The following is a 12,864-nucleotide window of genomic DNA, read 5'->3' as shown; positions in this document are numbered from 1 at the left end:
TAAATCTGAATTTGAGGAGGAAAACTGAGTTTTTTCAGCTTTTTTCCTGTATAACTGACAAATGATGATAGGTGGTTTTTATGATAGAAATGAAGGGTGTGACAAAAACATACCCAAACGGAGTCACAGCGCTGCGAAATGTTGATGTTTCCATTAAACAAGGTGAATTTGTTTATGTAGTAGGACCGAGTGGTGCTGGCAAATCGACTTTTATCAAGATGATGTATAGGGAAGAAAAATCGTCAAGCGGCCAAATCATTGTGAATGGCGTAAATTTGTCCACGTTAAAAGACAAACAAGTTCCGCTGCTTCGCCGGCAAGTAGGAGTTATATTTCAGGACTTTAAATTACTGCCGACTCTGACCGTCTATGAAAATGTCGCATTTGCGATGGAAGTGATTGAAGAAAGCCCGTCTGTTATTAGAAAACGGGTGATGGATGTGCTGAATCTCGTCGGATTAAAGAATAAAGCAAGAATGCTTCCATCAGAACTATCGGGCGGAGAGCAGCAGCGTGTATCTATTGCCCGTTCAATCGTCAATCAACCGAAAGTGGTCATTGCGGATGAGCCGACGGGAAACCTTGATCCAGATACGGCATGGGATATTATGAGCATTTTTGAAAAAATCAATCATCAAGGCACCACGCTGGTGATGGCTACACACAATAAAGATATTGTCAACACGATTCGCCGCCGGGTGATCGCCATTGAAAGCGGCCGGATTGCCCGGGATGAACAGCGGGGGGATTACGGATATGAAGCCTAGAACATTTCGCCGCCATCTTCGGGAAAGCTTTAAAAACTTAAGCCGCAATGGCTGGATGACGTTTGCCGCTGTGTCGGCTGTCACTGTTACGCTTTTGTTAGTGGGAGTCTTTCTTATCGTTTTACTAAATTTAAATAAGGCTGCGGCCGATATCGAAAATGATGTGGAAGTACGTGTGTTAATTAAATTGGACGCTGCGGAAGCAGAGAAGCAGGCGCTGAAAGAACAGCTGACAAGCCTGCCTGAAGTAGCAAGCGTCACCTATTCGCCAAAAGAAAAGGAATTAAAAAATTTAATTAAAGACCTCGGTGACGATTTTGCCTTATTTGAGCAAAACAATCCATTAAACGATGTGTTCGTTGTAAAAACGAAGCGGCCTGGGGATACACTCGCCGCAGCGAAGAAAATGAAGACGTTTGATTATACAGAAGGCGTTATTTATGGCGAGAAAAAAGTAGAAAGACTGTTTAGTTTTTTAAAAACAAGCCGGAACGTCGGACTGGTACTTAGTTTAGGGTTGTTATTTACGGCGATGTTCCTTATTTCCAATACGATTAAAATGACCATTTTTGCACGCCGGAAGGAAATTGAGATTATGAGGTTAGTTGGAGCCGCTAATGGATTTATCCGCTGGCCGTTTTTGTTAGAAGGATTATGGCTCGGATTGATCGGTTCAGTACTGCCTGTCGCTGTAGTAGTGATCGGTTATACATACGTTGTGGAAGAACTAACAGCTCATATGCAAGGCCACTTCATTCAGCCGCTCGCCTATTTCCCATTTGTATGGCAAATTAGCGGTGTCCTTTTACTTATTGGAGCGTTTATTGGTATGTGGGGAAGCTTGATGGCCGTTCGCCGATTTTTAAAAGTGTAATAGACAAAAAGCTAAACTAGAAGTTTTCAAGGGAACAGAGAGGGGATTTTGGATTGAAGAAAGGAATAGGACTGACGGCTGCTTTAGTCGCATCACTTAGTTTGGGAAGTACATTTGGGCTGGAAGATAGGGTATTTGCTTCAACACTATCGGATCTTGAAAGCCGTCAGCACGAAATTGACAACAAACAATCGAATATTGAACAACATATGAATGAGAAAAATAAAAAGATTATTGAACTCCAAAATGGGCAGGAAAAGCTGTCTAAAGAAATCAAAACACTGGATCAATCGATTTCAAAGGCAGCCAAGCAAATTCGGGAAAAACAAGAAGCTGTTGCTGAAATGAAAAAAGAAATTACGAAGCTCCAAAAAGAAATAGAGGAATTGAAGGTCCGAATCGCTGAACGTACCCTCGTCCTTCAAGAGCGTGCTCGTTCGCTCCAGAAAAGCGGAGGTTCAGCCAGCTACATTGACGTGCTGCTTGGTTCGGAAAGCTTTACCGATTTCATTAACCGTGCAAGCGCCGTCACGACGCTTGTAAATGCCGATAAAGAAATATTAGAAGAGCAGGAGCGGGACAAAGCTCAGCTCGAAAAAAGTGAAAAGCAGGTAAAAGAGAAGCTCGAAAGCCTCGAAAGTATGCTGGCTGATTTAGAAACATTAAAGGTGAGTCTTGATCAGAAAAGAGCAGAAAAAGATAAGGTAATGAAACAGCTGGCAAGTGAAGAAGACCATGTACATAGCCAAAAGTTAAGCTTGAAGGAAGAAGAAAAGCTGCTGGCATCTCAAGAATCAGCAATCAAAGCAGCTATTTCTGCTGAAAAAGCGCGTCTCACAAAGGAAGAGAAGGAACGTGCTGCCCGTGAAAGGGAAAGTCAGGCGAAAACAAATGCCCCTGCAAAATCAGCACCTTCTAAAGAAGAAACAAGATCGGCCGATCGTTCGGCTGATACACCAGCTGTTTCAGCAGGAGCATTTATGCGTCCGGCACAAGGAAATATCTCTTCTGAATTTGGTTTAAGAAGTCTAGGCAACCATAAAGGCATTGACATTGCCAACAGTGTCAGTGTGCCTATTGTAGCGGCTGCCGACGGAGAAGTGATTCGTTCTTATTACTCTTCTACTTATGGAAACTGTATTTTCGTTTCTCATTCTATTAATGGGAAAGTATTTACAACAGTATACGCCCATATGTCTGAGCGGGTTGTTCAAGGCGGAAGTGTGTCAAAAGGCCAGACGATCGGTTATATGGGAAATACAGGGCGTTCTTACGGACAGCATTTGCACTTTGAAATGCATGAAGGCCCGTGGACACAATCTAAAGAAAATGCTGTTGATCCGCGCAAGTACGTTCATTTTTGATTATGAGGAGTTATTACAATTAAAAGCAGAGATGAATGGCTTTGATCCGAAAACAAAAGGAGAAGCTATGAATGCATGAGGTACCAGCTGTTTTCTTAAGAAACATGTAGAGTTTAGAAAAAGAGCAATGGCAGCGTGTCAGCGCCTTAAATCTTATTATCCATGTTATTAGTATCTGGAACACCGTGCATCTATAACAAGCAATTGAACATTTGAAAACGACAGGAAAATATAAAGAGGAATTACTACCTCGTATATCCCCATTGAGATGAGAATAGGTGAATATTGATTTAAACCGGAGATTTGAGAGTCTATCTATTCACTACACCCACTTAAGATATAAAAACCCCAATTTTTCTCTGCGTTAAGGAGAAAAATTGGGGTTTTTGATTCTGAAAAACTCCTTATCTTGTAATATCTGTGTTTTGTTCCTAAGTTTGTTTTTCTTAAAAAGGGACAGTGCAAATTAGCTATTTAAATGTCTCTTTTACTTATACGAAAACACTAATATTATCTTAGTTTCATAGTGAATCCTTTACTGCCAGTTAAACAACTATAAGTCAATATCGACAAAACCTTCACAAGTAAAACGAACATCTGTTGAAATATAATTTTTAACACCTGTTTCGACATTAATTATCCCGCCTGGCTGATGTATGTTAAATTCGTTCTCTTTACTTTTCTTTGACAAGTAAATACCTAAAGCTAGACTTCCGGATCCACAAGCTTGCTCGAAGAATCTAGATCCCGTTTCTTTCACGTAAACATATGGCCATATTTCATATTCCTTTTCTGTTAACTTTCTATAGGGAATGATTCCAATTGCTTTGTTTTCAATTTTTTCAGAAATCGTCTCGATAATAAGGTTAAAATCATCCTTGCATGGCCAATAGTCTGTTAAGAAATGAGTGATCCCATTTAGCTGCACGCAACTTCCTGAAATGCTTCTTCCATTAAGATTAATAACAATATCTTTAATGGAAATAGGATATGGCATTTCAGCTTTCGCTTCAAAATGATTAGAAGATTTAGCTTCAACCACACAGGCAAGTGGTGATTCTGCTCCAGAAGATTCTAACAAAAATCTATTGTTTTCTGTGATCCCTTTGTAGTAACAGTATGCAGCAGCCCCTAAAAGTGCATTTCCACAAAATTCTCCTCCTGACATTTCCAATCTAAGTAAAGAATTTTTACTTTTCGGCGCAACTATAAAGCCTGCCTGTTCTGCATTAACATATTCATAGCCCATAATCGTATTGGCGATTTGTGCATAGTGATTAGGAGCAACATAGTTGGTTATTAAAACTGTCATATTTTTTGAAGGACTAATCTTTACAAAGTTAAGTCTCATTACATAATCCCCTTCCTTATTAAATCCCTGTATGTAACCTTATTTATTTGAGCAATAGATACATCTGCTTTAAACGCTCCTGTAAACGATCAGGATAACTTTCTTAATTGTACCAAATGACTTTTCGATTTGAGAAAATGTTTCATTTTGTTCAATTCTTACTGTATTAGCTTTAGTAACTCAGTCAACTGCCTCTATCTCATTTATCACCCTTTGACCACTAAAAGGCAGTTTACAATACAAACAACTTTTTCTCTATCAAAAAGGACTTTTCATACGCAATTAAAAGCAAGCGTCTGACCATTTAAATGTAATCATCTTTTTGTCTCCCTTCAATTTCCTTTAGTTAAGTAAAATCACAATAGAAAAGGGGGCTATATCAATGGAATCACTCAGAAATGATTTCACGATATAGCCCCCTATTAACTAAAAAACTATGGGCAAACTGCTCAGTTTTGCTAGATATTAAGTTAAATCAACAGATAACAAAAGAGAAATGGCTTGTTTCATCATACGACGATCTTTACTCGATGCCATATTAACATTCTTTCTTATTTCCTGGCTTAGAAGTCCTAATGACTAATAATCATTTTCATTGTAATCGCTTTATGACAGGGTGTCAACAGGCGGTTTCAAAATAGTAAATCAATATTGATGTCTATGAGGCTGACTTTACTACACTATTTGATGTAAAGAGTAAAAAAATGTTCTTGAATAAGCGTTGATAAGAACAAAAGCGCAACGCCTGACTTTAGCGACGTATTTTGTAATCAATCTTCCTGAGCCGGGCACCTAGGTTTTCCTAAAGAATCAACTCTGGGCGTTCGCCCGCGCAAACTTCTCCCTTTTGAATAATCTGTAATTGTAAGCGAGAGAAAGGGGAGGTGTTAAGTATGAGCGGTGGTGGCGGCTACGGAAGTGGATTCGCGTTGATCGTTGTCTTGTTCATTCTCCTAATTATTGTTGGAGCAGCTTATATTGGCTGGGGCTACTAATAATAATTAGAAGAGGAGAAAAACGGCCGTCGACAAAGTCGACCGCCGTTTTTTTATGTTTATTACAAAACTTATATGGATAGGTGTTTTGCTATATTCTGAAAGATTGACCCAAAAGGCTGCTAAAAACAACTTTTTAGAGTCCGTTCTTTTCTTTTGATTAAATTTTTGAATAGTAATGGGAAGACTTCTTCTTTTTTGATAACATTCAAACGTTTATTTTTCACTGAGTTAATTTTAGGAGAAAGCGATTGTCCCCAATGGAAATCAACAGGGGAATGTAACAAAGCATTATAATAAAAGAAATTGGACGGGAAAGTATTTTTTCTGTAAAGTAATACCTAAAGAGGTATAGAGGAGAGCTGGATATGTCTTATTTTTTTCGAAAAAAGATTGAAGAGGTCCGACTTGCAGCGGCTACTATTTTGGGGGTAAAGGAATAGAATGAAGTGAATTGGTTTACGATAGGATCTCTGACGATACCGGCTGTTCAGCTTGCCGTTCTTGCTGCTTTTATCATTGCAGCAGGTGTTCTTTGGTTTAAAAAGGACAAGTTGTTTTTACATTTTTATGAAAATGCGGTCCTGATTTTTATTGTTATATGGAAATTGAGTATAGTTTTATTTAGTTTTTCGCTCGTAAAGCAGGCACCTTTGTCACTCTTGTATTTTAACGGCGGCTGGAAGGGGATTTGGCTTGGAATATTTTTTGTTTATGGATACACTCTATGGAAATGCCCTCTGGAAAGGCGAACACAAGCTGCATGGATATGGATGCTGATCGTTGTCTCTTTTGAAATTATCCTCCCTTTACTCACTGGACAGGCAGGGGGGACAGCATTTATTCAGCTGGCAGGGGGACTCGTGCTGCTTGTCAGGCCGCTTCAGGAAGTTCGAGGAGTGATTTGGCTGTTTACGTTATGGCAGCTGTTGTTTGAGTCATGGACCGCTGAATTATTCTCCAACAGTGGCCTGCTTTACATAGGAACGGCCTTGTTTTTCACTTTCATGATGAGGAGGGAACCCATTGAATAAGAAATGGCTTGGCGTTGCTTTGCTTATGCTGCTCGCGGGCATTGCGATCGTAAATATTGTGAAAGATCGACAGGAAATAACGGAAATTGAAAATCCGGGAATGAAAGTCGTCGATCAAGAAGTGGTTTCAGGGGAAGAAAACGGTCTTGGCCTTGGCAGCCGGGCGCCGGATTTCACTTTGCGGACATTAGAAGGAAAGGAAGTCTCCCTGTCAGATTATCAAGGAAAAAAAGTCATTTTAAATTTCTGGGCGACGTGGTGCCCGCCTTGTAAAGCTGAAATGCCCCATATGCAAAGCTTTTATGAAAAAGAAGCAGAAAAAGGCAATGTAGAAATTCTAGCAGTGAATTTGACGAGTGAGGATAGAGGAAAAGAAGAGGTAGCTAAATTCGCAGAGCAATACGGTTTAACTTTTCCTATCCCGCTTGATGAGGACGGAACTATTGGCCAGCGATACCAAATCGCTACTATTCCAACTACTTATATCCTTAATACAGATGGCACCATCCATCAAAAAATCATCGGTCCAATGGACGAACAAATGATGCGTGAACTGGTGAGCGAACTCAAATAAGTGGAGTGTAAATCTTTCCATCTGATCATAACTTGTCCCCTCATTTCATAGTGTAAAAGAAGGGAGCTGTCCGTGTGGTAGTGAGCTGGACAGCTTTTTTAGCTTTCCAATTTGGAGGGGGCGGAATGGTGAAGAGAAAATGGATAGCAGTGCTGATCGTATCTTCTTTTATTACGGGAGCTGGAGGAATGTATGGGAGCTTAACGGTGCTTAATGAGAAAGAACATACAGTCCAGCCGCGGGAAAGCGGACAGGGACAGGCGACATCGGAAGGCCTGCCGGACGAGCTCCATAAAGTACAGACGGCCTATGAAGTCATTGCTGATCAATATGTTGAGAAAGTGGATCGTACGGAATTGATAGAGGGGGCGATTGATGGAATGATCGGCTCTTTGAAAGATCCCTATTCCGTCTATATGGATGCTGAAACAGTGAAGCAGTTCGAAGATTCTCTTGACTCTTCCTTTGAAGGCATTGGCGCAGAAATTACGGTTGTGGAGGGAAAGCTGACGATTGTCGCTCCATTTAAAGACTCACCAGCGGAAAAAGCCGGCTTGAAGCCGAAAGATCAAATCGTTGAGATTGATGGGCAGTCAGTAAGCGGCTTGACGATTTACGAAGCGACAAAGAAAATCCGCGGTAAAAAGGGCACAACAGTTACGATCGGCATTATCCGTCCGGGTATGACAAAGCCGCTTGATGTGAAAGTGAAGCGCGATAATATTCCGATTGAAACGGTATTCGCAAAAACAAAAGTGAAGCAGGACAAACGAGTGGGAGTGATTGAAATCACTTCTTTTTCGGAAGATACAGCCAAAGACTTTAAAGAGAAATTGAAAAAGATTGAGAAGAAAGAACTGGACGGGCTGATCATTGATGTACGTGGAAATCCGGGCGGCTTTTTAACGAGTGTGGAGGAAATATTGAAAGTATTCGTCACTGAAAATAAGCCTTACATGCAGATTGAAGAAAAGACCGGACGGAAATTGCCGTATTTCTCAGAAAAGAAAAAAGTGAAGCCCTATCCGATTGCTGTGCTTACAGATGAAGGAAGTGCTTCCGCATCTGAAATACTGGCAGGTGCACTGAAAGAAGCGGAGGGGTATCCGATTATCGGTGAGAAGAGTTTTGGCAAAGGAACGGTACAGCAGCCAGTGCCGCTTGGAGATGGAAGTAACTTGAAGCTGACTACTCATAAATGGCTGACGCCAAATGGCAATTGGATTCATGGCAAAGGCATTAGACCTGATATTGAAGTGAGGCAGCCGGATTATTTTTATGCCCATCCCCTTCAAGTGAATCAGCCGCTCACCCGTGAAATGAATAATGACAGCGTCAGAAGCGCCCAAACGATGCTTGACGGTCTCGGCTACGCTCCAGGACGAACCGACGGTTACTTCAGCACCGAAACAGAAAAAGCTGTCCGAGCTTTCCAAATCCAAACAGGCATCAAAGAAACAGGAACCATTGACAAACAAACAGCAAGCAGGCTAGAGCAAAAATGGATAGAAGAAATGAAAAAAGAGAAAAACGACCTTCAAATGCAAGCAGCCTTAGCCTATATAAGAAACTTAGATAAGTAGAAACAAAAGCGCAGAGTGCCTGCCTATCGGCGACAAGCATAAGGCGAGCCGGCGGGAAGGCCGCCCTGCAGCCTTCTTGCTGGAACGACTTATGACCTCGAGCCGATGGCGCTCGGAGCTGGATGAGAACAAAAGCGCAGAGTGCCTGCTGATCGGCGACAAGCATAAGGCGGGCCGGCGGGAAGGCCGCCCTGCAGCCTTCTTGCTGGAACGGCTTATGACCTCGAGCCGATGGTGCTCGGAGCTGGATGAGAACAAAAGCGCAGAGTGCCCGCCGATACAATTGAAAATCAATCAATAGCTGTCTCCATGTCTTGGAGATGGCTATTTTTGTTAAATAAACGGCTATTGAAAGCATCTTGATTGATAATCTGCTGTGATATACTCACGCGCAGCCGTTTTTTTTGGTACAATATCCATAGAATGCAAGGAATGTAAGGTGGGGAACGCCGTGTTACAAGAATGGTTGTTGGAGCTGCTCACTGGCTTCGGAAGATTATTCATTCACCCAATCTTTTATTTTTCATTTTTACTCGCTTTTGTCGTCGGTATGTTTCGGGTAACGAGAGAACGAAAGGATTTCCACACACGGGTGTATGATATTTATCAAGAAATTCGCTTCATATTGCCTTCCAGCTTATTGCTTGGGCTGCTGTTGTCGATCGCAGCTATCGTTTCCGGCTTAACGCTTCCGCTTGAGCTGTTGAATTTTATCGCTGCGATTACGATTATTTTAAGTGCAGGAGGCTTTCGTCTACTTTCTCCTGCATGGACGATCGGGCTTGCTTTATTGATCTTCGTTATATTCGAAAAAATAGGCCGTCCATTGATCCCGTATGACGGGTTGGAGCTCGGAAAGATCATTATGACGATGGCCATCATTTTAGCTTTGCTCTTAATCACTGAAGGTTTGCTTATTTTCAAACGAGGCTGGCAAGGAACTTCGCCGCGTCTCGTACGAAGCCCGCGCGGATTAAGTGTAGGGGTTCAATTCGCCCAGCGCTTATGGCTCGTTCCAGTATTTCTAGTACTGCCGGCAGGTGAACTTGCTTCTCCGTGGTCATGGTGGCCGGTTATATCTATCGGTTCGGAGACGTACTCGTTTATTTGGTTTCCTTTTTTAGTTGGTTTTGCCCAATTAATTAAAAGTACGCTGCCAGAGCTCGCTGTGAAAGCAACTGGAAAAAACATTATCACCATTGGCGTCATTACAATGCTGCTTGCTGTGGCTGCTTACTGGCTGCCGCTTCTTGCTATAGTAAGTGCGGTGTTTGCTATTGTAAGCCGTATCTGGATTTCCTGGCGGCACTACGCCTATGAAAAGAACCGCCATTATTTCTTTACACCGCAGCCAAAAGGGATTATGATTCTTGGTATTTTGCCGCATACACCGGCAAAAAAAATGGATTTGAAAATTGGTGAAATTATTTACAAAGTAAATGGCATGGAAGTAAACAACGAAAGCGAGTTTTATGAAGCATTACAAAAAAATGCCGCTTACTGTAAACTTGAAGTCGTTGACGTCAATGGTCAAATTCGTTTTGCGCAAGGGTCGCTTTACGAAGGGCAGCATTATGAACTTGGCTTGATTTTAGTCGAGGAAGAAAAGGAATTTGTCTCGGTAGAAAAGTAACATGGCTTTCATCGTGAACCGGAAAATACTCTTTATCCGGAAAGGAATAGAAAAGTGGAGAATGCTTTGATTCAATGGCTGCCAGCTCATCCGATTCCCGCATTTTTACTGAGTGTTACTCTAAATATTGTAATAGCCATTTCAGGTGTGCTTCCGAGCGCCTTTATTACAGCGGCAAACATTGCCCTTTTTGGCTTCCAAACGGGTCTGCTTATATCAATTATTGGTGAAGCAGCAGGGGCTGTAGTCAGCTTTATTCTATACCGAAAAGGTCTTAAAAAGTTTACTTCTCATATGAAGCTGGAAAACAAATTCTTAAATAAACTACAGAATACAAAAGGAATAGAAGCGGTTTTTCTTGTGATTTTTTTAAGGGTTTTGCCTTTTGTTCCTTCCGGTGCGGTCACGCTGACAGCTGCTTTTAGTAAGATGGGGCTGTTTACCTTTAGTATAGCGAGTACAGCAGGAAAAATTCCTTCGTTGTTCATCGAGGCATACTCAGTGGAGCGAATATTTGATTTAACTGTCGAATGGCAGCTTTTCATTCTTTTTGCTCTTATGTCTTGCTTTATGATCTATACATATTGGAAAAGAAAAAATCATTAAGAAATACTTGTCACTGCGGTTGTCTGATACAGGTATTCCCATGTCAAAAACTACTTGATTGTTTCCGAAAGAAATGGCAAAACCTATAGATGCTCAAGAGGAGCAATTTATTCAAAGTGGGTGAATATGCAATGAAAACGAACATTCAAGTGCTGCCTATTATCGCTTCAATTGGTATTGGTGCGGCTGCTTACAGTATGATGACAGGACGTGGCGGACAGCTTCAAAATATGCTCCCGCAGCTATCTGCCGTCGGCAGCCAGGGAACAAATAACCAAAATACCCAATCAACAATGGGAACAACTATGCAGTAAATATCAAGGGGGGTTCTGAAAGCTTTGCTTTCGGGGCACCCCTTCTTTCATTACGGTAAGTATTTTTTTAGCTTATAGATAAAATTTTTTATAAAAGAGTCCGTGTTTTCTGATATTTTGCTTTCTAAATATTGACTGAAAAAGTCCGGTGTTTTAAAGTAGAAGTATGTATATAAGTGAGGTGAGGATGTTGGGAAGGCAATAGAAAAAAATATAAGAATGTTTGCAGGCAGTGATCGTTGGTTTATGGACTTATTTCATCAGTCTGCTTTTTGTACGCAAACAGGCCGGATCAAGCCTCAGCGCACGAGAAAAAGGACGGTTGAATAGAGATATTCATTTTAATTTAACGGAGGTGTAATTCCTTGCGGCACAACGTTCGCCGTAAGGAGCTCATTTGGACATATTAAACTTAATCATGGTTGCCTTTTTAATTGCTTTAACCGGTTTCTTTGTAGCAACCGAATTTGCAATTGTAAAGGTTAGAAGCACAAGGATCGATCAGCTGGCAGCAGAAGGGCGTGCCAATACAGAAGCTGCGAAGAAGGTCATTTCGAATCTTGATGAATACTTATCGGCATGTCAATTAGGGATTACAGTGACGGCTCTTGGTCTTGGATGGCTCGGTGAACCGACGGTTGTACGTTTGTTGAATCCGCTGTTTGTTCAGTTGAATTTGTCAGATTCCCTGACTAGTGTTTTGTCATTTATAATCGCTTTTTCTACCATTACTTTTTTGCACGTTGTAGTTGGTGAATTAGCGCCGAAAACAGTGGCGATTCAAAAAGCTGAAGAGATCACTTTGTTGTTTGCCAAACCAATGATTATTTTTTACCGCCTGATGTATCCGTTTATTAAAACGCTAAATGGATCATCTAGACTCATCATCAGATTATTCGGTTTCAAGCCTGTTTCGGAAAACGAAATGGCGCATACAGAAGAAGAGTTACGTATGATTTTATCGGAAAGTTTGAAAAGCGGAGAAATTAACCAGTCAGAATACAAGTATGTGAATAATATTTTTGAATTTGATGACCGGCTGGCAAAAGAAATTATGGTTCCGCGTACCGAAGTGACAGCTTTCGACAAGTCACAAACAGTAGAGCAATGTATCGTCACCGCCATGGAGGAAAACTATACTCGTTATCCGATTGCTGATGGCGATAAAGACCGAATCATTGGTATGGTCAACATGAAGGAAGTGCTGACCGATTATATCAGGGATGAGAAGAAAAAGACCTTGACGATTGATCATTACATTCGTCCTGTGATTCAAGTGATTGAATCGATTGCCATTCACGACCTGCTCGTAAAAATGCAGAAAGAACGCATTCAAATGGCAATTTTGATTGATGAATACGGCGGAACAGCTGGACTCGTTACAACAGAGGATATTCTTGAAGAAATCGTCGGTGAAATCCGTGATGAATTTGACCAGGATGAAACGCCGATGATTAAGAGAGTCAACGATCAGCAAATGATTCTCGATGGAAAAGTATTAATCAGTGAAGTGAATGATTTATTCGGTCTGGACATTGATGAAGAAGACGTTGATACGGTCGGCGGCTGGATTTTAACTGAAAAGTTCGAAGTTCAGGAAGGCGATACGATCGAACGGGATGGCTGTACATTTAAAGTCATTGAACTAGACGGCTACCATATCAAGTTTATTGAAGTAACAAAAGAAGCCCCCGCCGTTTCACCAGCGGTTGGAGAAATAGAAGCTATAGAAGAAGCCTGATCCGCATTGTACGGATCAGGCTTTTTTT

Annotated in this window: 12 protein-coding genes; 11 read left to right on the top strand and 1 reads right to left on the bottom strand. The window is 41.3% G+C overall.

Going from position 1 to position 12,864, the window contains the following annotated elements:
- Positions 1 to 80 precede the first annotated feature (80 nt).
- The 3 genes from ftsE to QYG89_RS07300 are packed head-to-tail and all read left to right on the top strand — an operon-like array spanning position 81 to position 3,005.
- Positions 81 to 767 (top strand): cell division ATP-binding protein FtsE, encoded by a 687-nt coding sequence (gene ftsE / locus QYG89_RS07310; protein ID WP_404316090.1) that lies wholly within the window; start codon positions 81 to 83, stop codon positions 765 to 767.
- Positions 757 to 1,641 carry a permease-like cell division protein FtsX gene (gene ftsX, locus QYG89_RS07305; RefSeq protein WP_404316088.1) on the top strand — a complete coding sequence of 295 codons (885 nt, stop codon included), beginning with the start codon at positions 757 to 759 and terminating at the stop codon, positions 1,639 to 1,641. The genes ftsE and ftsX overlap by 11 nt, the downstream gene beginning before the upstream one ends.
- A gap of 53 nt (positions 1,642 to 1,694) precedes the next feature.
- On the top strand, positions 1,695 to 3,005 hold the full coding sequence (locus tag QYG89_RS07300) for a murein hydrolase activator EnvC family protein (protein WP_404316086.1): 1,311 nt from the start codon (positions 1,695 to 1,697) through the stop codon (positions 3,003 to 3,005).
- Positions 3,006 to 3,558: 553 nt separating this feature from the next.
- Here QYG89_RS07300 and QYG89_RS07295 read toward each other — a convergent pair.
- Positions 3,559 to 4,356 carry a hypothetical protein gene (locus QYG89_RS07295; protein ID WP_404316084.1) on the bottom strand — a complete coding sequence of 266 codons (798 nt, stop codon included), beginning with the start codon at positions 4,354 to 4,356 and terminating at the stop codon, positions 3,559 to 3,561.
- A gap of 893 nt (positions 4,357 to 5,249) precedes the next feature.
- On the opposite strand from QYG89_RS07295, the gene QYG89_RS07290 reads away from it, so the two are divergent.
- The 8 genes from QYG89_RS07290 (at position 5,250) to QYG89_RS07255 (ending at position 12,836) form a co-directional block, all read left to right on the top strand.
- Positions 5,250 to 5,351, top strand: coding sequence for a YjcZ family sporulation protein (locus QYG89_RS07290; RefSeq protein WP_152151433.1), 102 nt, complete (start codon positions 5,250 to 5,252; stop codon positions 5,349 to 5,351).
- Positions 5,352 to 5,800: 449 nt separating this feature from the next.
- On the top strand, positions 5,801 to 6,385 hold the full coding sequence (locus QYG89_RS07285) for a hypothetical protein (RefSeq protein WP_404316082.1): 585 nt from the start codon (positions 5,801 to 5,803) through the stop codon (positions 6,383 to 6,385).
- Positions 6,378 to 6,959: a peroxiredoxin family protein gene (locus QYG89_RS07280; RefSeq protein WP_404316080.1), complete on the top strand. Its 582-nt coding sequence runs from the start codon at positions 6,378 to 6,380 to the stop codon at positions 6,957 to 6,959. The genes QYG89_RS07285 and QYG89_RS07280 overlap by 8 nt, the downstream gene beginning before the upstream one ends.
- A 128-nt stretch (positions 6,960 to 7,087) precedes the next feature.
- Positions 7,088 to 8,542 carry a S41 family peptidase gene (locus QYG89_RS07275; protein WP_449727743.1) on the top strand — a complete coding sequence of 485 codons (1,455 nt, stop codon included), beginning with the start codon at positions 7,088 to 7,090 and terminating at the stop codon, positions 8,540 to 8,542.
- 451 nt (positions 8,543 to 8,993) lie between these two features.
- A complete protein-coding gene (locus QYG89_RS07270) occupies positions 8,994 to 10,175 on the top strand; it encodes a PDZ domain-containing protein (RefSeq protein ID WP_404316078.1) in 1,182 nt (393 codons plus the stop codon).
- A gap of 54 nt (positions 10,176 to 10,229) precedes the next feature.
- A complete protein-coding gene (locus tag QYG89_RS07265) occupies positions 10,230 to 10,781 on the top strand; it encodes a TVP38/TMEM64 family protein (protein ID WP_404316076.1) in 552 nt (183 codons plus the stop codon).
- 131 nt (positions 10,782 to 10,912) lie between these two features.
- Positions 10,913 to 11,095: a hypothetical protein gene (locus tag QYG89_RS07260; protein WP_404316074.1), complete on the top strand. Its 183-nt coding sequence runs from the start codon at positions 10,913 to 10,915 to the stop codon at positions 11,093 to 11,095.
- 397 nt (positions 11,096 to 11,492) lie between these two features.
- Positions 11,493 to 12,836: a hemolysin family protein gene (locus tag QYG89_RS07255; protein WP_404316072.1), complete on the top strand. Its 1,344-nt coding sequence runs from the start codon at positions 11,493 to 11,495 to the stop codon at positions 12,834 to 12,836.
- Positions 12,837 to 12,864: the final 28 nt, after the last annotated feature.

Origin of the sequence: Bacillus lumedeiriae (assembly GCF_044891285.1) — a bacterium.
Taxonomy (GTDB): domain Bacteria; phylum Bacillota; class Bacilli; order Bacillales; family Domibacillaceae; genus Pseudobacillus; species Pseudobacillus lumedeiriae.
The sequence above is the reverse complement of the archived record's forward strand: the minus strand, read 5'-3'. Positions and strand labels throughout refer to the sequence as shown.